Raw genomic sequence first — 25145 nt, 5'->3', positions numbered from 1 at the left:
TCTTGAATCAATACAGCTATGCCAAATATCCCATCACCAAAACTATATAATAGTATACCATCGGCCCCGTAAACAATACGCTGTCGAACCTGTCCAGTATACCCCCGTGACCCGGTATCAGGTTGCCGTAATCCTTTATTCCCATCTTCCTCTTGAATACCGACGCAGTCAGGTCCCCGAACTGGGAAATGATCCCTCCAAGGACGCCTATTATCATGCAGTGGACGAGAACGTCATCCATGAAGAAATATCCGAACAGTCCGCTGAGCACCACGCTTCCGATAACACCTCCGACAGATCCCTCTATGGTCTTCTTAGGGCTTATATGAGGACACAACTTGTGTTTTCCCAGCAAGTACCCGCTGAAATACGCCATTATATCAGTCCCGAATGCTGTGATGACGATGAGCCATACCATCAAGCCATACTGAGTCTGCTCCACCAGTGTCACATGGAATGAAAAAAACACCACATAGAATATGCCGGTAATGGTCGCCATGGCGTCCTCCAGCTTTCTATGTTCTATGTCGAACAGATACAGAAGACTGGCCACTACTACCGCGAAGGACCACAGCATATACCACTCAACGCGTCCATCGCCAAAAAGCTCCACCGCATACAACACTACAGCCGCCGCTACGGCAATGGTGAAGCTGGGCTTCACTCCCATCGCTCTGAATCCATTGTAAAATTCCCTCACGCCCATTATTCCTATGAGAAGGCAGGCGGCAAAAAGTACATATCCTCCCAGCAGCAGGATCACCAATAGCGGGAGCATGATAAGTCCCGAAAGAACTCTTGTCTTCATCTGTCATCTACCTCCGAATCTTCTGTCTCTGCTCTGATACTCAGCGATGGCTTTTTCGTATTCCTCGGGAGTGAAATCAGGCCACAGCACATCGGAAAAGACCAGTTCGCTGTAGGCACTCTGCCACAGGAGGAAATTGGAAAGGCGCAGCTCTCCGCTGGTCCTTATTATCAATTCCGGATCAGGTACATCGGCATGGAGCCGTCCTGTTGACAATTCATCCGATATCATCTCCTCAGTGATGTCTCCCGGCTGCAGCTGGCCCGCCGCCACCTTTTCGCCCAGCGCTCTGACAGCCTCTTTTATCTCGCCGCGTCCTCCGTAATTGAGGGCTATATTGAACTGCAGACCTGTATTGTCAGCAGTATCCGCCAGCGTCTTTTCCAGGCTTTTCACCGCATCCTTAGGCAGCTCGCTGTAATTACCCAGCACCTTCACCTTCACATTATTTTCCACCAGCTCCTGAAGATCGCTGTTGACATACGTCACCAGCAGCTTGAATATACCGGTGACCTCAGTAATGGAGCGCTTCCAGTTTTCGGTAGAAAAGGCGTACACCGTAAGATATTTTATCCCCAGCTTATCGGAATGATCCACGATCTTTTTCATGGCCTTCATCCCGGCGTTATGACCTGCCAGCCGCGGCAGGCCCTTGCTTTTGGCCCATCTCCCATTGCCATCCATTATGACAGCTACGTGGACGGGCATCCTCTCTTTATCGATCATATTAAAACCTGTATCTCGCAAATAGATGTGACCACCGGGCCACATCTATCTGTCATCTCACATATTTATCAACTGATTAAACTTCCATTATCTCCTTTTCCTTGTCGGCCACGATCTTGTCGATATCCTTGATAGCTTTATCCACAGCCTTCTGGATATCGTCCATGGTGTCCTTCGCGTCATCTTCGGTGAAATCACCGTTCTTTTCCATCTTCTTGACCTTGTCGTTGGCGTCTCTTCTCAGGTTCCTGATAGCCACCTTCGTGTCCTCGCCCATTTTCTTTACTGTCTTGTTCAGCTCTTTTCTTCGCTCTTCTGTCACCTGAGGTATCTGGAGCCTGATCACCTTTCCGTCGTTGACAGGATTGATGCCGATGTTGGCCGCATTGATAGCTTTCTCTATCTCAGGGATACTCTTGGGATCGAATGGAGATATCATCAATGTCCTGGGTTCCGGCACCGATATGTTAGCCAGCGCCTTCAGCGGCGTCGGCGTACCGTAATACTCCACTGTAACCTTGTCGACGAGGGCCGCGTTGGCTCGTCCCGCTCTCACCGTTCCCAGTTCTTCCTTCAATACGTGCAGACTTTTTTCCACCTTTTCTTCCATGGTTTTGATATCAAAATCACTCATCTTGTTTCCTCCAAATATCATTTATCATTTAATGATGGTTCCGATCTTCTCTCCGCAGACGGCTTTCATCACATTGCCTTCTTCCGCCAGAGCGAATACATGTATAGCGATATTGTTGTCCCTGCATAAGGACGCTGCCGTCGAATCCATTACTTTCAAATCCTTCTCCAGTACCTCTCTGTGGGTAAGAGACTCGTACCTGATAGCGTCCGGATTCTTCTCCGGATCGTCCGAATACACAGCGTCGACCTTCTTGGCCAGCAGAATCACTTCCGCGTCTATCTCCGCAGCTCTCAGCGCAGCTGTCGTATCGGTAGAGAAGAAAGGGTTCCCCGTTCCGGCACCGAATATGACTACTTTCCCGTGTTCCAGATGGCTCATGGCTTTTCGCCTTACATAAGGCTCCGCGACCTCCCGCATCTCAATAGCTGACTGGACTCTCGTAGGGATACCTTCCGCTTCGAACGAATCCTGAAGAGCCATGGCGTTTATCACTGTCGCCAGCATCCCCATATAGTCCGCTGTCGCCCTGTCCATGCTCTTGCCGGTACGCCCTCTCCAGAAGTTTCCGCCGCCTACTACCACGGCCACTTCGACACCCATCTGGGTGATTTCCTTTATCTGGAGCGCCACTTTCTTCAGCATTTCCTCGCTGATGCCAAAGTGATCCTCTCCCGCAAGTGCTTCTCCGCTGATCTTCAGCAGTACTCGCTTGTATTTTGCCTCCATAACTGACTCCTTAACGTGGATTTTATCATTGGTGGGATTATTATATCATAAATCAGTTCCATACGCTACCACGCTTTTAATCTATCCACACTTTCAACATGTTTCTGAGTTCTTCCATCTTGAGAGGCTTCGTCAGATATCCGTCCATCCCAACTTTCTCCGCCCTCGCCCTGTCGTCCTTGAAGGCGTTGGCCGTCATGGCAATTATAGGGATATCCTTGTCTGATCGGTTGAGCCCTCTTATCATCAGTGTCGCCTGATACCCATTCATGACTGGCATCTCTATATCCATCAACACCGCTTTATAGAACCCTTCCTCCGATTCCATGAACAGGTCCACCGCTATCTCGCCATTAGCCGCTGTTTCGGATTCATAGCCCAGATCTTCCAGATATGTGACCAGCACCTCTTTATTGTCGACGATATCCTCCGCCACCAGTACTATCTTCCTTTCCTTCAGCCTGATCTGCTCCTGCCGTTTGAAATCCTCGATATCACTTATCTTTGTCACCCCGTCGGCTATTCTGAAATCCAGATCCACAGTAACTCTGGTTCCTCTGCCTTCGGCGCTCTCTATGGATATCTCACCCTGGAGGGCGTCCACGATCTTCCTGACGATGGACATTCCCAAACCCGAACCGCTCACTTCGCTTACCCTGGCGTCATCATTCCTGACAAAGGGCTCGAATATCCTGTCCAGAAAATTCTCCGGCATCCCGATCCCGTTATCCTGACATGTGAATCTGTATGTAACCATATCGTTGTCCGGATTTTCCAGCTCCGTGACCTTTATTTCGACGAACCCACCCTGAGGAGTATACTTTATAGCGTTTGTCCCGAGATTTATCATCACCTGCATGACATGACTGTAATCTCCGGTGACATGACCGTTGGTGACATCCCTGTCAGAAATGCGAAGTACGGTGCTCCTCTGCGACGCCAGCGGTTCGAGCATATTCTTCAGCTCGCCCATGAACTCAGCTATACCGAAATCCTGCTCCTTTATCAGCGTTTTCCCCTGCTCTATCCTGGTGATGTCGAGAACGCTGTTGACAAGCTGCGTTATATGGTCTCCCGCTTTGCTTATCTTGCAAAGACATGCTTCCACCTTTTCCCTGTCGTCGATGTGATTTCTGGCGATATCGCACATACCGATTATCACATTCAACGGAGTCCTTATCTCATGGGACATATTGGACAAAAACTCCGTCTTGGCTCTGTTGGCCCTTTCTGCTTCACTCTTCATTTCGTTCTCCCTGTGGCGGCTCCTTCGACATGATCGACAAGAGCCGCAGATATTTACAACACATATTTTATCTGGTGTGCTAAAATTTCTACAGGGTATTTAATCGACATACTATATCATATTATTATATATTATACTCTATTCAGACATTTTTCGACAAATTATTCAATTGACGCTACTTCATCCGCTCCTGTTTCACCTTGTGATCTATCACATGGCGTTTTGCCAATTCCGCCGTCACGTCCGAAAGCTCGATACCTTGTTCTACCATCATCACCATGATGTGATATGCCAAATCGGCTATCTCATATATAGTCTCTTCTTTATCGCCCTTGGCTCCGGCTATGATGACCTCCGTCGATTCTTCTCCGACCTTTTTCAATATCTTATCCATCCCTTTATCGAAGAGATATGTAGTATAGCTGCCTTCCTTAGGCTCCGTCTTCCTTCCTTCTATCATCTCATAGAGGCCTTTGTAGGAAAACGGTGTCTCATCCTCCGCCACATACTCCGTATTGAAGAAACAGCTCTCTGCTCCTGTATGGCAAGCTGGCCCCTTCTTTATCACTTCCACTACCAGAGCGTCCCTGTCGCAGTCGGAAGTTATGGAGACCACCTTCTGGGTATTGCCGCTGGTCTCTCCCTTTCTCCACAGCTGCTGTCTGCTTCTGCTGTAAAAACACGTCTTCCCTTCCCTGATCGTTGTCTCCAGAGCTTCCCTGTTCATGTACGCTACCGTCAGCACCTGCTTGCTGTAGTAATCCTGCACTATCGCCGGTATCAGTCCCTTTTCGTCGAACTTAAGCTTATCCATATCCATTTACAGTCTTACCTCCACTCCCTGTTTTCTCAGATATTCCTTGAGATCAGCTATCCTTATCTCCTTATAGTGAAAAATACTGGCAGCCAGTCCCGCGTCGATGCCCTCATGTTTGAAAAGCTCCGAAAAATCCTCCATCTTTCCGGCACCACCCGAGGCTATTATCGGGACATTGACCCTGGCTGCTATCTCGTCCAGCATCTCCAGGTCGAAGCCGCCCTTGACTCCATCGGTATCGATACTGTTGACTACCAGCTCTCCGGCGCCGCTGTTGACTCCGTCTACCGCCCACTGAAGAGCGTCGATGCCCGTATCTTCCCGGCCGCCCTTTGAAAACAACCGGAAGCTGCCCTCTACCCTCTTGATGTCCATGCTGAGAACGACGCACTGATCTCCGTACTTCTTGGCCGCCTTTTCGATGATATCCGGGTTCCTTATGGCTCCGCTGTTGACACTGACCTTATCGGCGCCGCACTTGAGCACCCTGTCGAAATCGTCCAGTGTATTTATCCCGCCTCCTACGGTCAGCGGGATGAATATCTCCGAAGCGACTTTCTTCAATATATCCGTAAAGAGACTTCTTTCCTCGACACTGGCGGTGATATCGTAGAAAACCAGCTCGTCGGCGCCTTCCTCGTTATAAAACCTCGCCATCTCAACAGGATCCGAAACATCTCTTATCCCTTCAAAGTTTTTGCCTTTTACGACTCTTCCGTTCCTCACATCCAGACACGGTATTATCCTCTTGGTAATCACGCTCTTTCCTCCTTCTGCCGGGCCAGCTCCACAGCCTTCTCCAGGTCAAGCTTTCCGCTGTATATGGCCTTCCCCAGGATAGCCGCCGATACGATATCCTTAAGCTCTGTTATCTCCTCTTCAAAACTGATCCCTCCCGACGCTACCACTTCCAGACCTTCTATATCTTTCAATTTTCTATACGCGTCCATGTTAGTGCCTTCAAGACCTCCATCTTTCGAAATATCAGTATATATTACCGTCTTCACACCGATACTCGAAAGATGACGGCAGAAATCGAAGCTTTTCCTGTCGGTGATCTCCTTCCATCCATTGACTGCCACATAGCCATCCCTGGCATCGACACCCACGGCGATCTTCTCTCCGTATTTTTTCACCATCTCTTCCAGGAATCCCGGATCCCTGACGGCTACAGTCCCCAGTATCACCCGGCCCACGCCTATGTCAAGGTACTGTCTGATTCGCTCCTCGTCTCTTATTCCTCCGCCTACTTCCACGAACATATCGACACCCTGAACGATCTCTTTTATCGTCTCGTAATTGACCAGCTTCCCGTCCTTGGCTCCGTCCAGGTCGACCACATGGAGGCAGTCAGCGCCTTTCGCTTTGAAAGCCCTCGCCACATCCGCCGGATCATCGCTGTAGACTGTCATCTTATCGTAGTCTCCCTGAAAAAGTCTTACGGCCTTTCCATCTCTCAAATCTATCGCGGGAAAAATCTTCATAAGTACATTATACCTCCATAAATGCTCTCAATATATTCAGTCCCACATCTCCGCTCTTTTCCGGATGGAACTGGGTCCCGTAGATCCTGCCGTTCCTCACGGCGCCTGTTATCTTTATTCCATACATGGAGTCAGCGATAACACTGTCGGCGCAGTCCTTCCCATAGTAGCTGTGGACGTAATATACACAGTCTCCCTGCTTTATGTACTTGAACAGAGGCTCCTCCTGCGCGAATCTCAGCGCGTTCCATCCTATGTGAGGTACCTTGAGACCCTCTATCCTTTCTTTCTTCAGATCTTCATCTATGGACGCGATGACTCCGTCTATAAGTCCCAGGCCCTGATGGATACCGTACTCATGGCTTTCTCTGAACAACAGCTGCATGCCAAGACATATCCCGAGCAATGGTTTTCCCCGGGCCGTCTCATCCATTATCGTATCTACCAGACCTGTGGCCCTGAGCTTGGCGATGGCGTCCTCAAAGGCGCCTACCCCCGGCAATATTATCCTGTCAGCAGCCTCTATATCTTCCTTTTTACCAGTGACCCTGGTCTCAGCCCCCAGGTACCGCAGCGAGGCTGTCAGTGAGAACAAGTTTCCCACACCGTAATCTATTATAGCTATCATCACAAAACTCCTTTTGTCGACGGTATCTCGTCGGCGTATTCCTTCTCGATTGCACAGGCCTGTCTCAGCGCCCGGCCCATTCCCTTGAAAACAGCTTCTATGATATGATGGGAATTCTCGCCTGCCAGCATCCTGAGATGTATCGTCAATCCCATCTCCCTGGCCATGGCCTCCACAAATTCCTTCACCAGCTCAGTATCGAAATCACCCACTTTCTGGGTCGGTATATCCACATCGAAGATCACGCAGCTTCGTCCGCTTATATCCAGAGAACACAACACCAGCGCCTCGTCCATCGGCAGCAGCATACTGCCGTACCTGTATATCCCTCTTTTGTCCCCGAGCGCTTCCCGGAAAGCGCTCCCCATTGCTATCCCTATATCTTCAACCGTATGATGGTAATCCACCTTTGTATCGCCTTCGCACTCCACGGCTATGTCGAATCTTCCGTGACGGGTAAACAGTTCCAGCATGTGATCGAGGAAACCACATCCCGAATCTATCTCATAAGCGCCTGTCCCGTCTATTTCGAGGGCCAGAGCTATTTTAGTCTCCTTTGTGTCTCTGACTATCTTTTTCCTTCTCATCGGTAATCTCCTTTACGTGTTTTTACGCACTCCCCGGCCTTCATGCCCAGCGACCCCTTTCTGTCTCCCTATATACTTTCCAGTATCTTCCGGGTCGCTGATATCAGCAGTTCCATTTCTTCCGGAGTGCCTATGGTTATTCTAACATAATCGGCTATCTTTTCATCCTTAAAATGTCTCACGATTATATCATATTTCCTCAGCTCGTTGAAAAACCTTTCGCCTCTCATCCTGTCGCTGGCAGCGAACACGAAATTGGCTTTTGACGGGAGGACCCTGAACCCCAATCCTTTCAATTCCTCCACGAAGTGTTCTCTTGTATCGATGATCTTTTTTCTGGTCGTCTCAAAGTATCCCCTGTCCTTCATGGCCTCAGCTCCGGCCAGGATGGACAAACGGTTCAGATTGTACGGATTGAAGCTGAACTTTATCCTGTTCAGATCCTCGATGAGCTCCTCGCTTCCCATAGCGAATCCTACTCTGGCTCCTGCCAGGCTCCTTGATTTTGAAAGGGTCTGTACCACCAGCAGGTTATCGTATCTGTCTATCAGTCCCACGGCGCTGTCGGCTCCGAAATCCACATAAGCCTCATCTATTACGACCAGGTTGTCTCTGTTGTTCTCCAGTATATCCTCTATCTGAGAAAGCTCCAGAGCCATTCCCGTCGGCGCGTTAGGGTTGGTTATGACTATCGTACCATCGGCACCATAGTAATCTTCCGGTCTCACGGAAAAATCATCGCCTAACGGGACCTTCACACCTTCCGCGCCGAAGATATCGCAATAGACAGGGTAAAAGCTGTAGCTTATCTCCGGATACCACACTTTGCCTGTCTTGCCTCGAAAAGCCATGAAAATAAAAGCCAGGATCTCATCCGAACCGTTCCCGGAGATGACCTGCTCCTGTCTTATCCCGTAAAAATCAGCGATGGCTTCTGTCAGCAGCGATGCCGCCGGCTCCGAATACAGCCTGAGTTTCTTTGCCTCATCGCTGTTTATGACATCCACTGCTCCCGGTGCCGGCTCATAAGGGTTCTCGTTGGTATTGAGTTTTATCAATCTTCCCAGCGTCTTCGGCTGTTCCCCCGGAGTATATGGCTCCAATGTCTGAAATCTGTCTCTCAAAAATCTGCTCATTTTACCTTCTCCCCCAGTTTCCTAAGCATATCGCTTATCATCTCGTTTTCGAATTTAAAACTGGTCTTGTTGGCAATGAATCTGGCGCTGATATCCCGGAACTCCTCTATCACTTTCAGATGATTCTCCTTCAGCGTATTCCCCGTCTCCACTATATCAACTATCACATCCGAAAGACCCAATATAGGCGCCAATTCTATGCTCCCGTTGAGTTTTATTATTTCTATGTCTCTGTTCCTGCTTCCATAGAAGTCTTTAGCTATATTTACATATTTGGTAGCTACCCGCAATGTCCTGTCCGGATCCTCCACATATCCTTCCGGAGCGGCGACAGCCATCCTGCACTTTCCTATCTTCAGATCCAGCAATTCATATACATCGGATTTATTTTCCAGCAATATGTCTTTTCCGACTATACCCACATCAGCTGCCCGGTGCTCCACATATATCGCCACATCGCTGGGCTTTACCAGCAAATATCTAACATTTTTCTCCGGACTTTCAAACACCAGCTTTCTGTTCTGCTCATAATATCCAGGACAATCATATCCTATTGACGCCAGCATATCGTAGACCTGGTCGCCCAGCCTTCCTTTAGGCAGCGCTATATTCAACATTTATTCGTCCTCCTTTACCGTCATCCCATCTCTGAGCCTGTACTTATACCTGTACCTGAGACACGCGGGCGCTTCAGTCTCAGCCCTTACCGACATACCTTCCTTCTGCAGCCCCTGGACAGCCTTGAGCACCGCCGCTATCGGCTCTCCTTCATCATACAGCAACAGAGAGTCCACATCGTATCGGGATACTTCCGTCTCTCCTTTTGTCAGCTCATCCAGATATATGGCAAAGCCTACAGCTCCGGCGTCTTTGCCAAAGAGGCCCATCGCTTTGTCGTACTGACCGCCCGCAAGCACACATCCCGGCAGATTCCTTATATATCCGCGGAAAATTATGCCGTTGTAGTAATCGATATCGTTGACCATGGACAGATCGAGCTGGATGTTCCTGGAATACCCCAGGCTTCTGAGAGCGTCACAATACTCTCCCAGCTCTTTCAGATCAGCCAGCATCTTATCGTTGACGGCCATGGCCCTTGCTTTTTTGATAGTCTCCTTCATCGGTCCATACAAGAATGGTATCTGCCTCAGCACCGAGGCTCTTTCCTCATCCAGCCCGGCTGCGGCAGCTATCTGCTCTATCCCTGTCATGTTTTTCTGCCTTATGTTATTGAGAAGCTCCCCGTACAGACCTTCCTCCAGCCCCAGCTGATCCAGGAAGTCGACGGTATAATGCATGTGAGAGATCTCCAACAGATAATCAGGGTCTATGGTCTTGAGAGATTTGGCGGCCAGCGTCATGACTTCCAGGATGCTGTACTTATCTATCCTGCCCATGTACTCCAGCCCCATCTGGTTTATCTCCTTGAAGCAGTGGCTTTCCCTGTTCTCCCTGTATACGTTCTCTATGTAATAGAGCTTTTCGCTCTTATCCCTTGTGGCGCCGGTATTGTTGATGACGCTCAGCGTAACGTCCGGCTTCATTGCCAGCAGCCTGCCGTCCAGGTCGGTGAAAGTCAGTACTTTATCGCCTGTAAAAAAGTCCCTGTTAGTGGCATAGAGGGAATACTCCTCGAATTTGCTTATCTTGTATTTCTTATAGCCGTACTTCTCATAAAGGCCTCTCAGCTCCAGAGTAGCCCTCTCGTCCGGCTTCAGATTGTACTTCATATCTATTCTCCTTCCGGCTTCTGCCTCATTCGCATTTAAGCTTTGTTTCACAGCCAACGCTTTATTGCATTAAAGCATTACTTCGTTACTGTTGTATAGTATACACCAGCGTATCACCTTTGTCCAGCCCTGTAAGCACAAAAAACTAAAAAGGCTCCGTCTTTTCCGGAGCCTTGATCCTTCACCGTTTCCTGTTTATGACTGATGCCAGATACGCCGCTCCGAATCCATTGTCGATATTGACTATCCCCACACCGTTGGCGCAGCTGTTGAGCATGGAAAGGAGCGCTGACAGACCTCCCAGATTAGATCCATAACCTATGCTGGTGGGAACAGCTATCACCGGAGTATCCACCAATCCTCCAACTACACTGGCCAGAGCACCTTCCATTCCCGCGACCACGATCACCACGTCGGCGGCTCTTATCCTGTCCAGTTTGGCGAAGAGTCTATGAATCCCTGCTACTCCCACATCGTATATCCTGTCCACATCGTTGCCCAGGATATCCGCTGTGACAGCCGCCTCTTCGGCCACCGGTATGTCGGCGGTACCCGCCGTCACTACGGCGACTTTTTTCCGTTCTCTGTTATCATTGCCGTCATCATCCCCTAACGCAGCTATTATCCGTGCCGTCTCAAAATACACAGCATCCGGCAGGATTTCCCTGACCACATCGAAATCCCTGCGGCTGGCTCTCGTCCCCATGATGCTACCACCGCCTCCAGCCAGCTGAGCCATGATGTCACGGATCTGCTCCGACGTCTTCCCCTGACAAAAGACTACTTCGGGAAAGCCTGTTCTCAGCGCTCTGTGATTGTCGACGCTGGCAAATCCCATATCCTTGAACGGCAAATCCTTCAACTCCTCACAGGCTTCCTCCACATCTACTTCTCCGCTCTTCACCTGCTCCAGCAGTTTTCTCAAATGCTTATCATCCATATCTCTAACCTTTCCTTTTTATTTTATCATCCGCTTCTCGCTCACGATCATATCAGGTCTGACATCGTGTACCTCCGCAGGCAGCTCCTTCATGATCTGAAAATCATAACACACCGCTATAGTCCTGTCATTTTTACGTCCGGTGAGGAACCTATCGTAATATCCCCCGCCATAACCTATCCTGTCGCGTCTTTCAGAGAATACCGTCCCCGGCATTATCACCAAGACCGGCGTTTGCTCCGTCAACGCTGTCAACGGCTGCGCCGCCGATCCGCCCGGTTCTCTTATGCCAAAGGACCCCGTCGTCATCTCCATATCCTCATCCCATCGATAAAAGGTGAGGATCTCTCCTTCCACCTTCGGTATCCAAAGCGTCTTTCCGTCCTTCCTCGCCTGTTTCTCCATGAGAGTCACCTCCACCTCATTTCTTACAGGCATATAAAGACATATATTTCCCGCCTTCTCATAGGCTTCCGTTTCGGCGATGACGGCGCATATCCTTTCCGAGCAGCGCCGCACTTCCTCCTGCGTAAGGCAGTCTCTTGCCTTCAGCATTTCCTTTCGCATTTCCTTTTTGCTTTTCATATCCATATATTATCAAACTTTCCCGCGCTTTACAATCTATAAGAAATATGGTATCATTTAATGCGGTAATATTACAATCAAGAACAGAAAGGTGGGACCACAAGTGAAGAGGATAAAAACTTTAGTATCGCGCGATCTGGAAAAATCCGCTAAGACAGGCGGTTGCGGTGAATGCCAGACTTCATGTCAGTCGGCCAGCAAGACTTCCTGCAGCGTTGCAAATCAGCAGTGCGAGAAGTGCAAGAACTAGCGGAATCGTTTCAAACGATATCTGACACGACCAAGATAACGACTGCTGCATCTTTCTGAGAGATGCAGCTGTTTTCATGTATATGACATTTTTCGGAGGAATAAATGGTACACCAATATAAGATGAATGGATACAACATCGTTCTCGATTCCGAGAGCGGGTGCATACATACTGTGGATGACGCGGCGTACGACGCGATAGAGCTGTACGGGAAGAAGAAACCTGCAGATGAGATAATCTCCACGATCTCCTCCCGTTACAGCATCAGCACAGCTGAGGTGGAGGAGATACTGGATGATATCGAGGCCCTGAAGAAAGAGCGCAAGCTGTTCACCGAGGATCTGTTCTCAGGCAGCGCGGAGCTGTTCAAGGAAAGGCAGTCTGTGGTGAAAGCCATCTGTCTCCACGTAGCTCACGCTTGCAACATGACATGCGAATACTGCTTCGCCGGCGATGGCGAATACAGCGGCCAGCGCGCTATCATGAGCTACGAGACCGGCAAACGGGCCCTTGATTGGCTCATCGAGAATTCCGGCACAAGAAAGAATCTGGAAGTGGACTTCTTCGGGGGCGAACCGCTGCTGGACTTCGACGTGGTCAAGAAGCTGGTAGCCTACGGCCGGAGCCGCGAGAAGGAAAGCGGCAAGAACTTTCGCTTTACCCTGACTACCAACGGTATGCTTCTGAGTGACGAGGTCATCGACTTCCTCAATGAGGAAATGAGCAACGTGGTCATCAGTCTGGACGGACGTAAAGACGTCAACGACAATATGCGCAGGACCCACAGCGGTGAAGGCACTTATGACATCATACTCCCCGCGTTCAAAAAACTGGCTCAGTCCAGGGGGCAGCGCGATTACTATGTCCGCGGCACTTATACTCACTACAACACCGATTTTGCCAGCGACGTCCTCCATATGGCAGATCTGGGATTCAAAGAGCTTTCCATCGAACCGGTCGTTGCTCCCGCAGATGCTCCATACGCGCTCCGGGAATCGGACATCCCCAAGCTGCTGTCGGAATATGAGCGCCTGGCCTGCGAGATGCTGGAAAGGAAACGGGAGGGTAAAGGACGTGATTTCACATTCTATCACTACATGATAGACCTGACAGGCGGTCCCTGTATCGTCAAGCGAGTATCCGGCTGCGGCGTAGGCACTGAATATGTGGCTGTTACGCCTGCAGGTGACCTCTATCCTTGTCACCAGTTCGTAGGTGACGAGAAATTCCTGCTGGGCAATATCTACGACGGCATCACCAACAGTCAGGTGTGCGACGAGTTTAAGAGCTGTAACGTCTATTCCCACGAAGAATGCTCCGACTGCTTTGCCAAATTGTACTGCAGCGGAGGCTGTGCCGCCAACGCCTATCACACTACCGGCTCCATCACCGGCGTATACGATCTGGGATGCCAGCTTCACAAAAAGCGTATAGAGTGCGCTATAATGCTGAAGGTAGCCGAAATGGAAGAGGGCCTGTAACGATCCATTTCAACAAAAATGGCATACCTCTGCACATTGCAAAATTGCCCGCCGCGAACGGATCTCATTCACGGCGGGCAATTATTCATCCTTCACTACAGGCCGGGGCATTCCCCGCCCGGATTAGCTTTAATAGTTCTCTGCGTGGATCTCAAAATAGCTCTGAGGATGCTTACATGTAGGGCATACTTCCGGAGCCTTCGTTCCTACGATGATATGTCCGCAATTCCTGCATTCCCAAACCTTCACATCGCTCTTTTCGAATACAGCCGCAGTCTCAACATTGTTGAGGAGCGCTCTGTATCTCTCTTCGTGATGTTTTTCGATAGCCGCTACAAGTCTGAACTTAGCTGCCAGTTCCGGGAATCCTTCTTCGTCAGCGGTCTTTGCAAACCCGTCATACATATCTGTCCACTCATAGTTCTCACCTTCCGCAGCAGCCTTCAGGTTAGCAGCCGTATCACCGATTCCTTCCATTTCCTTGAACCACATCTTTGCGTGTTCCTTCTCATTATCGGCCGTCTTCTGGAATAACGCGGCGATCTGCTCATAACCTTCCTTTTTCGCGACAGACGCGAAATACGTGTACTTGTTTCTTGCCTGTGATTCTCCGGCAAACGCTTCCATCAAATTCTTTTCCGTCTGTGTTCCTGCATACTTGCTCATTTCAAACCTCTTTTCTGCGCTGCAGCTGTTACCCCACACGGCGCGCGTATCGCAGCACTGATTTTGCGCGCGTCGTGATATTGATCACTTTTCGAAGACGTCTACGATGACATTTCCTTCCTGCACTTGTCGCACAGATAATGGATGTTGAGATCATACGACTCGATAGCGAGTCCCGTCTCCCTTTCCAGCTTTTCCGACAGATCCTCAAGATGTACATCGGTCAGCCTGCCACACCTGTCACATACCAGATGGTCATGTCGAGTGTTCCTGTCGTAGCGATCAGGACTTCCATCCAGCTTTACACGCCGCACCATCCCTTCCGCCACCAGAGCGTTCAGATTATTGTAAATGGTAGCCAAAACTATCCTTGGCGCCTGTTCCTTCGCTCTTAAGAAAATCTGCTCGGCGGTCAAATGTTCTTCAGACGCGTAAATGATCTCCATTATCATTTTTCCGTTTTTCGTCATGAAATCGCCTTCTTTTGATTTAGAATTATTCTATTTTTAATTATACACTCTTTCAGATCAAAGTCAAGAGGTTTTTATGAACTTTTACGTCCTACCTTCCAGCCTTTCCGAACAGCCTCCTTGCCATGATGCCCTGTTTGACGATGACTATCCACAGAACCACTGCGACGACGACACATCCGACACATATGACAGAAAGTCCTGTCAGATAACTGTTCCAGCTCAGTGTAGCCAATGACGCGCCGACAGTCCCCACTATATTCAGTATGAAATTCACCATTGCACTGGCGGCTCCCGCCACACGTGAATACTGCTCTAAAAGCACTACCATTCCCAGTGCTCTTATCATGCCCTCCGCAATTATAAAAGGTATCGTCGACAGCAGGAACATCACCGGTGCCATCCCTCCTACAGTCGGCAGCATGATACCCGACAACAGGATGAGTCCGAAGCACACTTCACATGCCCTGCCGGTGGACGATATCTTCGTTATCACCATGTACAGGAACGGAGCCACACAGGAAACGGCTGCTCCCAATGCGTAAAATACACTGTACTCAAGGTTGGACACACCGAAATCGTTAAAATATATATAAGAGCACACGGAGATGTACGCCCACATCGGTATCGTAAGCACAGCCATCATCCCTGCAAATACAGCGAAAGGCTTGTCCTTTGCAGTATTCAGAGTATCCTTTATGGCCATGGTTGTGCTTTCAGACGTCCTGCCTTCCTTCGGCCATGTCTCCCTGGCCGCCGCGATGAACAGCGACGGGATCACCGACAGGCCCGCGATAAAAATGAACAGCCAGTGCCAGCTGAAATGGCTGATGATAAAAGATCCCAGAGATGGAGCTATCATCGGTCCCGCTATAGCAGCCGACTGCAACACCGTCATGATATTCTTGAACTTTATCCCCGAAAACGAATCCTTTATCATGGCTGTCGTCACCGTCAGTATTATCCCGTTCCCCAATCCGGCAACACCCCTCACCACAATGAGGAATTCGACACCTCCCGCAAAAGTACACAAAAAAGTAAACAGGACACTCAGCAGCGCTCCCAGCATAAATACCGGCTTTCTTCCGTACTTGTCGCTGAAAGGCCCTCCTACCAGCGTTCCCACAGCCGTCGTCACGATCCCCACCGTAAGAGTCAGATTCAGATAACTTGCTGACACACTGAACTCTTCCTGCAATACAGGCAGCGCCGGCAGATATATGTCCAACGACATCCATACCACCGCTGTCAGCACCATGATCGCAATCGAAAACAGCGCCGAACCCTCGCGCTGTTCATTCATCATATCCTTTCCCTTTTCCATAAATCCTCACAATCCTGCATCTATATCTGTATTTATCTTCTTAATTATACAGGAGCCGTTGCCCGAAGACAATCCCCAACAGTCTACTCCCTCGCGCCGTCGCCCTTCTCGCCTGCTTTTTACCTACATTTTTGATTTCCAAATAAATGTAGGTAAAATCCAATGGGTTTGAGTAATCTGGACTTTTTTTGTAAAGGGCTGAGAAAGTGCTTTTTCAGCTTTAATGGACTCATCATGGTCGTAAAGGCCCGCAAACGTTAAAAAAAATACCTACATTTCGTCAAAACTCAATAATGTAGGTAACATCTGCCCGAATATTGACAAAAGCGCCATACGATCATTTATCGCAGCCCCTGTATGCCTTCATGCAAAGAACTGTTTTTATACAGTGCTATCTTTGCCTCCAAAAAAGGAGCCCCGCACTAACGGTCGTTTTTCGTTAATGCGAGAGCCCCCTCTATGCTTTTAATTAACAGCGTGTCACACGCCTATGCGTTCTTCTGAGTTATAGCTGCCTGCGCTGCCGCGAGCCTTGCGATAGGCACTCTGAACGGCGAGCAGGATACATAGTGGAGTCCGATCTCATTGCAGAAAGCGATAGACTTCGGATCTCCGCCGTGTTCTCCGCAGATACCCAGCTTGATGTTAGGCCTTGTCTGTTTTCCGAGCTCTACAGCCATCTTGACCAGCTTTCCTACGCCTACCTGATCTATACTCTGGAACGGATCGTCGTCGAAGATACCCTTATCGAGGTATTCCTTGATGATCTTTCCGGTATCGTCTCTGGAAAAGCCAAATGTCATCTGAGTGAGGTCGTTCGTTCCGAAGGAGAAGAACTCGGCTTCCTTGGCGATCTCATCAGCCGTAAGTGCAGCTCTAGGGATCTCTATCATCGTTCCTACCATGTAGTCGAACTTGACACCCTCAGCTTCCATTACGGATTCCACCGTCTTCACAACGGTAGCCTTTACGTCTGCCAGCTCCTTTTCTATCCCAACCAATGGGATCATGATCTCAGGAACGATATCGAGACCTTTTTCCTTCCTGACTTCGATAGCAGCCCTGATGATGGCTTCCGCCTGCATCTCGGCGATCTCAGGATAAGTTACAGCCAGTCTGCAGCCTCTGTGTCCCAGCATAGGGTTGAACTCGTGGAGTTCTTCAGCCTTCTTGGCCAGCTTCTCGTATGGTACGTTTATCTGTTCCGACAGCTCGTGAAGCTCCTCATCGGTATGTGGGATAAACTCGTGGAGAGGTGGATCCAGCAGTCTGATGGTAACAGGTCTGTCTCCCATCACCTCGTAGATACCCTTGAAGTCACCCTTCTGGTAAGGCAGCAGGAATTTGAGAGCTTCTCTTCTCTCTTCTTCCGTATCAGCCATGATCATCCTTCTGATGGCCGGGATCCTCTCCTCTTCAAAGAACATGTGCTCTGTCCTGCAGAGACCTATTCCCTCAGCGCCGAATTCAACGGCCTGCTTGGCGTCTCTAGGGTTGTCGGCATTCGTCCTGATCTTGAGGGTCCTGATCTCGTCAGCCCACGACATGATCTTAGCGAAGTCGCCCGACAGTTCAGGAGGAACAGTCTTCACCTGACCGTTGAGCACATCGCCTGTACTTCCGTTCAGAGAAATATAGTCTCCCTCTACCATCTTGTACTGACCGACTTCGAGAGTCTTATTGTCTTCGTCCACCTTTATTTCGGCACAGCCCGATACGCAGCATTTACCCATGCCTCTGGCAACTACAGCAGCATGAGACGTCATGCCGCCTCTGGCTGTAAGTATACCTTCAGCCGCTACCATTCCCGCCAGGTCCTCAGGCGATGTTTCCAGTCTTACCAGTACTACCTTCTCTCCGTTTGCCGCGGCGGCTTCCGCGTCGGCGGCGTTGAAGTAGATCTTTCCTGTCGCGGCTCCCGGCGAAGCAGGCAGACCCTTCGTCAGCTTTTCCGCCTTAGCCAGTTCATCAGCATCGAACATCGGGTGGAGCAGCTGATCTATCTGCGACGGTTCTATCCTCATCACAGCAGTCTCTTTATCTATAAGTCCTTCAGCTTCCATGTCGACAGCGATCTTAACAGCTGCCGGAGCCGTTCTTTTTCCGTTTCTTGTCTGGAGCATATAGAGCTTTTCTCTCTCAACAGTAAACTCCATATCCTGCATATCTCTGTAATGGTTTTCCAGAAGCTCGGCTATCCTTACAAACTCTTTATATACATCCGGGAAAGCCTGCGCCATCTCTGCGATAGGCTGAGGCGTCCTGATACCTGCGACCACGTCTTCGCCCTGAGCATTCACCAGGAATTCACCGAACAGCGCCTTTTCTCCCGTAGCGGCGTTTCTCGTAAAGGCAACGCCTGTACCTGAAGTATTTCCCATGTTTCCGAAAACCATCGACTGCACATTTACCGCGGTCCCGATGCTGTCAGGGATATCATTGAGCTTTCTGTAAAGGATGGCTCTGTCGTTGTTCCAGGATCTGAATACAGCCATTATCGCTTCCATCAGCTGATCCTTAGGCTCCTGCGGGAATTCTCTCCCCATCTCTTCCTTTACGAGGGCTTTATATCCTACGATGATCTCCTTCAGATCGTCAGTAGTGAGATCAACGTCCGATGTACAGCCCTTCTCATCTTTCTTTCCGTCAAATATGGCGTCGAATTTTCTCTTGTCGATCTCCATCACGACGTCACCGAACATCTGGATGAATCTTCTGTAGCTGTCATAAGCAAATCGAGGATTTTCAGTAAGAGCCGACAGACCTTCTACTGTTTCATCATTTAATCCCAGATTCAAAATGGTGTCCATCATTCCCGGCATCGAGATCTTCGCCCCTGAACGAACAGAAACCAGAAGAGGATTTTCCACATCGCCGAACTTCTTTCCGGAAACATTCTCAAGTTCTTCCATCTTCTCGAAAATAGCCGCAACGATATCATCGCCGATAGTTTTTCCTTCTTCATAATATCTGTTGCAAGCTTCCGTAGTTACCGTGAATCCGAAAGGCACCGGCAGTCCGATCTTGGTCATCTCCGCCAGGTTGGCGCCCTTTCCGCCCAGAAGATCTCTCATATCCTTCGAGCCTTCATTAAATGAATAAACAAACTTTTTCATATTACCTTATACTCTCCTCGCTTTAATCATTAAAAGATTAACCTTTGTTCTATATATTCTCTGACCTGATCTACAGGTATTCGAATCTGTTCCATCGTATCTCTGTCCCTTATAGTCACGCATCCGTCGTTTTCCGTATCAAAGTCCACGCAGATGGAGAACGGCGTACCGATCTCGTCTTCCCGCCTGTATCTCTTCCCTATGGATCCCGTCACATCGTAATCCACAGAAAAATATTTTGCCAGTTCCTCGTAGATCGGCTCAGCTACAGGTGCCAGCTTCTTCGCCAGCGGCAGCACGGCCGCCTTGAACGGAGCCAGCGCCGGATGAAGTCTCAGCACAGTCCTGACATCTTCCTTTCCCTTGCTGTCCGTCAGCACTTCCTCGTCGTAGGCGTCCGTCAGGAAGGCCAGCGCCACACGGTCCGCCCCGAGAGACGGCTCTATGCAGTAAGGGATATACTTTTCGTTGGTCTCAGGATCCATATATCTCATATCCTGTCCTGAATGCTCCATGTGCTGCTTCAGGTCAAAGTCCGTCCTGTCGGCGATGCCCCACAGCTCGCCCCAGCCAAACGGGAATCTGTATTCGATATCAGTAGTAGCGTTGCTGTAATGGGAAAGCTCCTCCTGATCGTGATCTCTCAGCTTTATGTTCTCTTCCTTCATTCCCAGCGACTTGAGGAAATTCACGCAGTACTCCTTCCAGTAGGCGAACCACTCCAGATCAGTCCCCGGCGCGCAGAAGAACTCCAGCTCCATCTGCTCGAACTCCCTCGTCCTGAAGATGAAATTGCCCGGCGTTATCTCGTTTCGGAAGGATTTACCCACCTGAGCGATGCCGAAGGGGATCTTTTTCCTGGAAGTACGCTGCACATTTTTAAAATTCACGAATATGCCCTGAGCAGTTTCCGGTCTCAGGAAAATCTCCGCCTTGGAATCCTCGGTAACGCCCTGGAACGTCTTGAACATCAGATTGAACTGCCTGATTCCCGTGAAATCGCTCTTGCCGCATTCAGGGCATTTTATCCCCTTCTCTTCTATGAAGGACTGCAGCTTTTCATTGGACCAGCCGTCTACGGTGACATCGTCCATCCCGTTTTCCTTGAGCCAGCCTTCGATGAGCTGGTCGGCTCTGAATCTGGCCTTACAGCTCTTACAGTCTATCAAAGGGTCTGCAAAGCCTCCCACGTGCCCTGAAGCCACCCAGGTCTGCGGGTTCATCAGTATCGCCGCGTCGAGACCTACGTTGTACTTGGATTCCTGCACGAATTTTCTCCACCAGGCCTTCTTGATGTTGTTCTTGAACTCCACTCCGAGGGGACCGTAATCCCATGTGTTGGCAAGCCCTCCGTAGATCTCCGAACCGGGATATATGAATCCCCTGTTCTTGGCGAGGGCTGTCAGCTTTTCCATTGTCACTTCTCTGCTCATGTTTTCTTTCTTCCTTTATGCTGTTTATTTTTCTTCTTTTTCCGCGGCGTCTTCCTTTTCTTCTCCAGCCTCCGCCGCGGCTTCTTCAGCTACCATATCGGCTGCCTCAGCTATATCGTCCACTTCGATAGAAGTCTCGTCTTCAGCCTCTATGCCTGCATCTGTATCATCCTCGTCGAAACACTCGGAAAAATCTATTTCTTCAGAGTCCTTCCTTATCTTGTTGACAGCTTCTTCTGCCTTTTCCTTCCCCTTCTGATACATCTGGTTGCCTTTTTCCTTGACCTCATCCATGACAGTGCTGCTCTTTTCCACCACCGTTCCCATGGCGTCCGTCACCGCGTCACTGACATCGATGATAGTTCCGTCATTTTTGATCACTTCTATGGTACACTTGAATCCGAAAGCCGCTACTACCGCGACTACAGAAGCGAGAGGCGCTATGACCACTCCCACGATGCCAGCGTTGACAGGCACATTGAGGACCATCTCATCATCCTTCTTCACCTGTATCCTGGCCACGTTGCCTTTCTGTACCAGCTCCTTGATGCTCTCGAAAAGGGCTTCTCCTTTCTTACCGAATCCTCTCTTCCTGTCTCCTGCGTTTATGGTCTCTTCTATTGCTATTATCGCGTCAACTACGCTGCCGTCGGCTTCTTCCAGCGCGGCTTTGGCTTCAGCATAGGTAACACCTGTTCTGTCTTTCACCAGTTCGATCTTTTCCAATGTGATTTCCATACTCTACCTCCTGTTAATCTTTAGATTTATATAAGCTTTTCGCTTTTAAGATCAGAAGCGTCCAGGTAATAAGCCGCATACTCCCTTATTATCTCCTGCAGCAGCTTCCCGGCATCCTCTTTCAGCGCGATATTTTCCAGTTTCTTCAGTGGATTCACTGTAAAATACTTTAATATATCTAATATACCAAATTTTATGTCATAAATCAACGCATGGGGTCCTAAATTTTCCATGGCCTGAAAACAGTCCCGGCAGATGACTCCCCCCTCCTCGACGCTGAATTTGAACGCCGGCTTCTCCTCTCCGCAGATTGCACAGCGTTCCAGCTGTGGCATCACTCCCGTGTATCTGAACACCTTGGTCTGGTACGCTAATACCAGAGTGCCGATACCTTTGTCTCTGTTTTCCAGCAGATCGAAGAAATCTATCAGCAGGCTGAATATACCTGGAGACGGGACTTCCTCCGCCAGCACCCGCTCGGTGAATTCCAGCACGTACGCCCCGTTCATGTACTTGTCCACATCTTCTCCTATACCATAGTAGCTCTTCAATACTTCGGCTCCGTTGATATTGTAGCTATCCCTGTTCTTGAAGAGTTCGTATCTGCCATAGGTGAATGGTCTGAGAGCCAGGGAACTCTTTCCCTTTCCCCTTTCGTTCAGCCCCGTGCCCGCGCTTATCTTTCCGTATTTCTTGGAAAAGAGCAGTATCATCCGCCTGCCATATGAAGTTTTCACCTGTCTCAGCACGATCCCTTCTGTATCGGTCAGCAAATCTCCCACCTAGTCCTTATATCCGAAATCGGAGAGAGCCACATCACTGTCTCTCCAGTTTTCCTTCACTTTCACCCACAGCTCCAGGAATACCTTCGTTCCCAGCAAAGCCTCTATCTCTTTCCTGGCGCTCTTTCCTATCCCCTTCAGCTTCCTTCCGCCTTTTCCTATTATCATCCCCTTATGGGATCTCTTCTCGCAATAGATGACGGCGCTTATCCTGGTCATATCCTTTTCTTCTCTGAACAGCTCGATATTGACAGCCACTCCGTGAGGGATCTCGTCCTGCATATACATCAATATCTTCTCTCTTATTATCTCACTGACGACGAATCTCTCAGGATTTTCCGTCACCATATCATCAGGGAAATACATAGGCCCTTCATCCATGAAGCCCACGACAGACTTTATCAAAACGTCGATATTCTTTCCCTCTTTGGCCGAGACACCAATGATATCCTCAAAGATCCCCACTGCTTCGTATTCTTTGTATATCTTCTCGAATACGTCCGGCGGCATTTTATCTATCTTGTTTATCACCAGTAATTTAGGCGTCGTCACGTCATCCAGCAGCTCAACGATATACTTGTCCCCCGGTCCTTTTGAAAGCTCCTCGTCCACCATCAGCACAACAGCATCCACTTCCCTCAAAGTACCGGTAGCCGCGTCAGTCATATACTCTCCCAGCTTCGTCCGCGGCCTGTGGATGCCCGGTGTATCTATGAAAACTATCTGTACATCTTCATCCAGCTCACCGTCAGCATAATGGGTATAGATGCCCCGGATGGTATTCCTCGTAGTCTGAGGCTTATCGGTGGTTATGGCGATCTTTTCACCCAATATCCCGTTGAGCAACGTCGATTTCCCTACGTTAGGTCTTCCTATGATGCTGACAAAACCTGTCTTCATGGTTTTCCTCCTTTCCCCTGCTCCGCCGCGCGGCACGCGATATCACCTTCCTGCCGCGTCCAGCGCAAATCCCAGCGGCAGCAGCTCTTTCAGGCTCTGCACGTTGAGCCGTTCACGATCTGTACCGGTGATGATGTATATTTCCGGTGAAAACTCGTACATGAATTGCCTGCATATACCACAGGGCAATGATTCCACCGGTCCGTCCGCCACTGCTGCTATGGCGATGGCGGTGAATCTTCTTTCCCCTTCTGAAACAGCCTTCACTAAAGCTGTCCGTTCAGCGCATATGGATGCTCCATAGGACGAATTTTCCACGTTCACTCCCGTGTACACCTTGCCGCTGTCAGCCAACAGCGCCGCTCCGACCCGAAAACCGGAAAACGGAGCATAAGCATTGATCGTCGCAGCCGCGGCCATATCGTACAGTTCCTTCATCATTTCCTCGTAGCCACTTTCCATGGCCTTGCTGTCCGTTCCGCCCATCTTCATTCCCTTTCCAGGCCCAGCTGAGCCATGACTTCCTCCTCACGGTCCCGCATCTCCTGCTTTTCCTCCTGCTCCATGTGGTCGTATCCCAGCAAGTGAAGCACGCTGTGGACGAACAGATATACCACTTCCCGTTCCTCCGAGTGACCGTATTCCTTAGCCTGCTCTCTGGCCTGCTCCCTGCATATCACCACATCACCGAGGAGCATTTCTTCATCATCGTTCACCTCGTTAAAGTCCTCTATAAGAGGAAAGGACAACACATCCGTATGTCTGTCCACATTCCTGTACATCCTGTTGAGTCTGTGTATCTCTTCCTTTGAAACAAAGGAAAGGCTTATCTCAGCTCTTTGAGGGTCTAATCCCTCCTTCTCCAGACACAGACACGCGGCCTCTTCAAAGGTTTTCATCAGCTGATTTTCGACAGCTTTCTCGCTGCTGCACAATATCCTCATAGGCTGTCTACTCTTCCTCCTTCGGAGGATGGGCTTTGTAATACACGTCGTAAGCGTTGATTATCTTCTTCACCAACCTGTGACGGACTACATCCACATCCTTCATATAACAGAAACTTATCTCTTTTACGTTTTTAAGTGCCTTCGACGCCTCAATAAGGCCCGACTTCTTTCCTCTCGGCAGATCTATCTGAGTCACATCGCCGGTCACTACCACTTTGGAGCCGAATCCCATCCTGGTAAGGAACATCTTCATCTGCTCCGGAGTCGTGTTCTGAGCTTCATCCAGGATTATGAAGGAGTTGTCCAACGTACGGCCTCTCATATAGGCCAGCGGTACGACCTCTATTATCTCCTTCTCCTTGAGACGCAGCGCGCTCTCCCTTCCCAGCACATCATAGAGAGCATCGTAAAGCGGTCTCAGATACGGATCCACCTTCTCCTGCAGATCTCCCGGAAGAAATCCAAGCCGCTCACCGGCTTCTACTGCCGGTCTGGCCAGGATTATCTTCTGGATTTCCTTGTTCTTGAAAGCGTTGACGGCCATAGCCACCGCGATGTACGTCTTTCCCGTTCCTGCCGGACCGATACCGAAAACCACGTCCTTCTTCCTGATACAGTCAACGTATACCTTCTGTCCTATAGTTTTCGGCCTCAGCGGTTTTCCTTCATGGGTGAAGCATATTATGTCGCTGCCCACCTTTTCGTTTCCGTATGACATTCCCTTATCGCTGAGATCAGCGATGTAGCTTATCTTCTGTTCGTCCAATTTTTCTCCTTTTTCCAGCACACCCATCATTTCCTTTATTATCTTCTCTGCCTGGGACGTGCGGTCTCCCTTGAGTATCAGCTGATTGTCCCGCTGTATTATATCAACGTTGAAATTATCCTCTATGAGCTTCAGGTTCTTGTCCAGTCCTCCGAACAACTCCCCTCTGTCTATGGTATCACTTATATCGACGTTGATCATGTTCATCTTTCCGTTTTTTTG

At 49.5% G+C, this 25145-nt stretch carries 28 protein-coding genes; 2 read left to right on the top strand and 26 right to left on the bottom strand.

The genetic code is table 11. The features are described from left to right. Positions 1–16: 16 nt before the first annotated feature. The 15 genes from ACQY69_RS00775 to ACQY69_RS00705 form a co-directional block, all read right to left on the bottom strand. Positions 17–808 (bottom strand): phosphatidate cytidylyltransferase, encoded by a 792-nt coding sequence (locus ACQY69_RS00775; RefSeq protein ID WP_428257792.1) that lies wholly within the window; start codon positions 806–808, stop codon positions 17–19. A 3-nt stretch (positions 809–811) separates the two neighbouring features. Further along, positions 812–1534 carry an isoprenyl transferase gene (locus ACQY69_RS00770; protein ID WP_428257791.1) on the bottom strand — a complete coding sequence of 241 codons (723 nt, stop codon included), beginning with the start codon at positions 1532–1534 and terminating at the stop codon, positions 812–814. A gap of 76 nt (positions 1535–1610) precedes the next feature. Beyond that, the gene (frr, locus tag ACQY69_RS00765) at positions 1611–2168 is read right to left on the bottom strand and encodes a ribosome recycling factor (protein WP_428257790.1); all 558 of its coding nucleotides are present in this window, start codon (positions 2166–2168) and stop codon (positions 1611–1613) included. A gap of 24 nt (positions 2169–2192) precedes the next feature. Next, the gene (gene pyrH / locus ACQY69_RS00760; RefSeq protein ID WP_428257788.1) at positions 2193–2897 is read right to left on the bottom strand and encodes a UMP kinase; all 705 of its coding nucleotides are present in this window, start codon (positions 2895–2897) and stop codon (positions 2193–2195) included. Positions 2898–2973: 76 nt separating this feature from the next. Further along, positions 2974–4143, bottom strand: coding sequence for a hybrid sensor histidine kinase/response regulator (locus ACQY69_RS00755; protein ID WP_428257786.1), 1170 nt, complete (start codon positions 4141–4143; stop codon positions 2974–2976). 175 nt (positions 4144–4318) lie between these two features. Next, the gene (gene hisIE, locus ACQY69_RS00750; protein ID WP_428257784.1) at positions 4319–4963 is read right to left on the bottom strand and encodes a bifunctional phosphoribosyl-AMP cyclohydrolase/phosphoribosyl-ATP diphosphatase HisIE; all 645 of its coding nucleotides are present in this window, start codon (positions 4961–4963) and stop codon (positions 4319–4321) included. Beyond that, a complete protein-coding gene (gene hisF, locus ACQY69_RS00745; RefSeq protein ID WP_428257782.1) occupies positions 4964–5719 on the bottom strand; it encodes an imidazole glycerol phosphate synthase subunit HisF in 756 nt (251 codons plus the stop codon). Beyond that, positions 5716–6444 (bottom strand): 1-(5-phosphoribosyl)-5-[(5-phosphoribosylamino)methylideneamino]imidazole-4-carboxamide isomerase, encoded by a 729-nt coding sequence (gene hisA / locus ACQY69_RS00740; protein ID WP_428257781.1) that lies wholly within the window; start codon positions 6442–6444, stop codon positions 5716–5718. Before hisA ends, hisF begins: the two co-directional genes overlap by 4 nt. Before the next feature lie 7 nt (positions 6445–6451). Then, positions 6452–7072, bottom strand: a complete 621-nt coding sequence (hisH, locus tag ACQY69_RS00735; RefSeq protein ID WP_428257780.1) for an imidazole glycerol phosphate synthase subunit HisH — start codon at positions 7070–7072, stop codon at positions 6452–6454. Beyond that, positions 7072–7659, bottom strand: a complete 588-nt coding sequence (gene hisB, locus ACQY69_RS00730; RefSeq protein WP_428257779.1) for an imidazoleglycerol-phosphate dehydratase HisB — start codon at positions 7657–7659, stop codon at positions 7072–7074. The genes hisH and hisB overlap by 1 nt, the downstream gene beginning before the upstream one ends. A 68-nt stretch (positions 7660–7727) precedes the next feature. After that, entirely contained in the window at positions 7728–8795 is a 1068-nt protein-coding gene (hisC, locus tag ACQY69_RS00725) for a histidinol-phosphate transaminase (protein ID WP_428257777.1), read from the bottom strand. Beyond that, on the bottom strand, positions 8792–9412 hold the full coding sequence (gene hisG, locus ACQY69_RS00720; RefSeq protein ID WP_428257776.1) for an ATP phosphoribosyltransferase: 621 nt from the start codon (positions 9410–9412) through the stop codon (positions 8792–8794). Before hisG ends, hisC begins: the two co-directional genes overlap by 4 nt. Next, positions 9413–10525, bottom strand: coding sequence for an ATP phosphoribosyltransferase regulatory subunit (locus ACQY69_RS00715; protein ID WP_428257774.1), 1113 nt, complete (start codon positions 10523–10525; stop codon positions 9413–9415). Between the two features lie 181 nt (positions 10526–10706). Continuing rightward, positions 10707–11465 carry a nickel pincer cofactor biosynthesis protein LarB gene (larB, locus tag ACQY69_RS00710; protein WP_428257772.1) on the bottom strand — a complete coding sequence of 253 codons (759 nt, stop codon included), beginning with the start codon at positions 11463–11465 and terminating at the stop codon, positions 10707–10709. Between the two features lie 18 nt (positions 11466–11483). Next, positions 11484–12056 carry a 5-formyltetrahydrofolate cyclo-ligase gene (locus tag ACQY69_RS00705; RefSeq protein ID WP_428257770.1) on the bottom strand — a complete coding sequence of 191 codons (573 nt, stop codon included), beginning with the start codon at positions 12054–12056 and terminating at the stop codon, positions 11484–11486. Positions 12057–12153: 97 nt separating this feature from the next. On the opposite strand from ACQY69_RS00705, the gene scfA reads away from it, so the two are divergent. Next, positions 12154–12300 carry a six-cysteine ranthipeptide SCIFF gene (scfA, locus tag ACQY69_RS00700; RefSeq protein ID WP_147594111.1) on the top strand — a complete coding sequence of 49 codons (147 nt, stop codon included), beginning with the start codon at positions 12154–12156 and terminating at the stop codon, positions 12298–12300. A 104-nt stretch (positions 12301–12404) separates the two neighbouring features. After that, positions 12405–13781, top strand: coding sequence for a thioether cross-link-forming SCIFF peptide maturase (gene scfB, locus ACQY69_RS00695; RefSeq protein ID WP_428257768.1), 1377 nt, complete (start codon positions 12405–12407; stop codon positions 13779–13781). A 129-nt stretch (positions 13782–13910) separates the two neighbouring features. Here the strand turns inward: scfB and rbr are convergent, their stop codons facing one another. The 11 genes from rbr to ACQY69_RS00640 all read right to left on the bottom strand — a co-directional run bounded on the left by rbr (position 13911) and on the right by ACQY69_RS00640 (position 25124). Beyond that, positions 13911–14447, bottom strand: a complete 537-nt coding sequence (gene rbr / locus ACQY69_RS00690) for a rubrerythrin (protein WP_428257766.1) — start codon at positions 14445–14447, stop codon at positions 13911–13913. A gap of 101 nt (positions 14448–14548) precedes the next feature. Continuing rightward, complete coding sequence (locus ACQY69_RS00685) at positions 14549–14917, bottom strand: Fur family transcriptional regulator (RefSeq protein ID WP_428257764.1); 369 nt, start codon at positions 14915–14917, stop codon at positions 14549–14551. A gap of 91 nt (positions 14918–15008) precedes the next feature. Continuing rightward, positions 15009–16241 carry an MFS transporter gene (locus ACQY69_RS00680; protein WP_428257762.1) on the bottom strand — a complete coding sequence of 411 codons (1233 nt, stop codon included), beginning with the start codon at positions 16239–16241 and terminating at the stop codon, positions 15009–15011. A gap of 488 nt (positions 16242–16729) precedes the next feature. Beyond that, a complete protein-coding gene (ppdK, locus tag ACQY69_RS00675) occupies positions 16730–19357 on the bottom strand; it encodes a pyruvate, phosphate dikinase (RefSeq protein WP_428257760.1) in 2628 nt (875 codons plus the stop codon). 29 nt (positions 19358–19386) lie between these two features. Continuing rightward, on the bottom strand, positions 19387–20790 hold the full coding sequence (locus ACQY69_RS00670) for a glycine--tRNA ligase (protein WP_428257759.1): 1404 nt from the start codon (positions 20788–20790) through the stop codon (positions 19387–19389). A gap of 24 nt (positions 20791–20814) precedes the next feature. Next, entirely contained in the window at positions 20815–21528 is a 714-nt protein-coding gene (locus tag ACQY69_RS00665; protein ID WP_428257757.1) for a DUF4342 domain-containing protein, read from the bottom strand. A 26-nt stretch (positions 21529–21554) separates the two neighbouring features. After that, on the bottom strand, positions 21555–22301 hold the full coding sequence (gene recO / locus ACQY69_RS00660) for a DNA repair protein RecO (RefSeq protein WP_428257755.1): 747 nt from the start codon (positions 22299–22301) through the stop codon (positions 21555–21557). A 9-nt stretch (positions 22302–22310) separates the two neighbouring features. Further along, on the bottom strand, positions 22311–23210 hold the full coding sequence (era, locus tag ACQY69_RS00655; RefSeq protein WP_428257753.1) for a GTPase Era: 900 nt from the start codon (positions 23208–23210) through the stop codon (positions 22311–22313). A gap of 42 nt (positions 23211–23252) precedes the next feature. Continuing rightward, on the bottom strand, positions 23253–23702 hold the full coding sequence (gene cdd / locus ACQY69_RS00650; protein WP_428257751.1) for a cytidine deaminase: 450 nt from the start codon (positions 23700–23702) through the stop codon (positions 23253–23255). After that, positions 23699–24109 (bottom strand): rRNA maturation RNase YbeY, encoded by a 411-nt coding sequence (gene ybeY, locus ACQY69_RS00645; protein ID WP_428260981.1) that lies wholly within the window; start codon positions 24107–24109, stop codon positions 23699–23701. Before ybeY ends, cdd begins: the two co-directional genes overlap by 4 nt. 52 nt (positions 24110–24161) lie before the next feature. Then, positions 24162–25124: a PhoH family protein gene (locus tag ACQY69_RS00640; protein ID WP_428260979.1), complete on the bottom strand. Its 963-nt coding sequence runs from the start codon at positions 25122–25124 to the stop codon at positions 24162–24164. Positions 25125–25145 lie beyond the last annotated feature (21 nt).

Source organism: Gallibacter sp. Marseille-QA0791 (genome assembly GCF_965119705.1).
Classification (GTDB): Bacteria; Bacillota; Clostridia; order Peptostreptococcales; family Anaerovoracaceae; genus Lentihominibacter; species Lentihominibacter excrementipullorum.
Note: the sequence above shows the minus strand (reverse complement) of the source record. Positions and strands in the feature narration are given on the sequence as shown.

Bases quoted from the DNA above. Each gene is read 5' to 3' on its own strand.
- ACQY69_RS00775 (WP_428257792.1), bottom strand. From the start codon at position 808: ATGAAGACAAGAGTTCTTTCGGGACTTATCATGCTCCCGCTATTGGTG.
- ACQY69_RS00770 (WP_428257791.1), bottom strand. From the start codon at position 1,534: ATGATCGATAAAGAGAGGATGCCCGTCCACGTAGCTGTCATAATGGAT.
- frr (WP_428257790.1), bottom strand. From the start codon at position 2,168: ATGAGTGATTTTGATATCAAAACCATGGAAGAAAAGGTGGAAAAAAGT.
- pyrH (WP_428257788.1), bottom strand. From the start codon at position 2,897: ATGGAGGCAAAATACAAGCGAGTACTGCTGAAGATCAGCGGAGAAGCA.
- ACQY69_RS00755 (WP_428257786.1), bottom strand. From the start codon at position 4,143: ATGAAGAGTGAAGCAGAAAGGGCCAACAGAGCCAAGACGGAGTTTTTG.
- hisIE (WP_428257784.1), bottom strand. From the start codon at position 4,963: ATGGATATGGATAAGCTTAAGTTCGACGAAAAGGGACTGATACCGGCG.
- hisA (WP_428257781.1), bottom strand. From the start codon at position 6,444: ATGAAGATTTTTCCCGCGATAGATTTGAGAGATGGAAAGGCCGTAAGA.
- hisH (WP_428257780.1), bottom strand. From the start codon at position 7,072: ATGATAGCTATAATAGATTACGGTGTGGGAAACTTGTTCTCACTGACA.
- hisB (WP_428257779.1), bottom strand. From the start codon at position 7,659: ATGAGAAGGAAAAAGATAGTCAGAGACACAAAGGAGACTAAAATAGCT.
- hisC (WP_428257777.1), bottom strand. From the start codon at position 8,795: ATGAGCAGATTTTTGAGAGACAGATTTCAGACATTGGAGCCATATACT.
- hisG (WP_428257776.1), bottom strand. From the start codon at position 9,412: ATGTTGAATATAGCGCTGCCTAAAGGAAGGCTGGGCGACCAGGTCTAC.
- ACQY69_RS00715 (WP_428257774.1), bottom strand. From the start codon at position 10,525: ATGAAGTACAATCTGAAGCCGGACGAGAGGGCTACTCTGGAGCTGAGA.
- larB (WP_428257772.1), bottom strand. From the start codon at position 11,465: ATGGATGATAAGCATTTGAGAAAACTGCTGGAGCAGGTGAAGAGCGGA.
- ACQY69_RS00705 (WP_428257770.1), bottom strand. From the start codon at position 12,056: ATGGATATGAAAAGCAAAAAGGAAATGCGAAAGGAAATGCTGAAGGCA.
- scfB (WP_428257768.1), top strand. From the start codon at position 12,405: ATGGTACACCAATATAAGATGAATGGATACAACATCGTTCTCGATTCC.
- rbr (WP_428257766.1), bottom strand. From the start codon at position 14,447: ATGAGCAAGTATGCAGGAACACAGACGGAAAAGAATTTGATGGAAGCG.
- ACQY69_RS00685 (WP_428257764.1), bottom strand. From the start codon at position 14,917: ATGACGAAAAACGGAAAAATGATAATGGAGATCATTTACGCGTCTGAA.
- ACQY69_RS00680 (WP_428257762.1), bottom strand. From the start codon at position 16,241: ATGGAAAAGGGAAAGGATATGATGAATGAACAGCGCGAGGGTTCGGCG.
- ppdK (WP_428257760.1), bottom strand. From the start codon at position 19,357: ATGAAAAAGTTTGTTTATTCATTTAATGAAGGCTCGAAGGATATGAGA.
- ACQY69_RS00670 (WP_428257759.1), bottom strand. From the start codon at position 20,790: ATGAGCAGAGAAGTGACAATGGAAAAGCTGACAGCCCTCGCCAAGAAC.
- ACQY69_RS00665 (WP_428257757.1), bottom strand. From the start codon at position 21,528: ATGGAAATCACATTGGAAAAGATCGAACTGGTGAAAGACAGAACAGGT.
- era (WP_428257753.1), bottom strand. From the start codon at position 23,210: ATGAAGACAGGTTTTGTCAGCATCATAGGAAGACCTAACGTAGGGAAA.
- cdd (WP_428257751.1), bottom strand. From the start codon at position 23,702: ATGAAGATGGGCGGAACGGACAGCAAGGCCATGGAAAGTGGCTACGAG.
- ybeY (WP_428260981.1), bottom strand. From the start codon at position 24,109: ATGAAAACCTTTGAAGAGGCCGCGTGTCTGTGTCTGGAGAAGGAGGGA.
- ACQY69_RS00640 (WP_428260979.1), bottom strand. From the start codon at position 25,124: ATGATCAACGTCGATATAAGTGATACCATAGACAGAGGGGAGTTGTTC.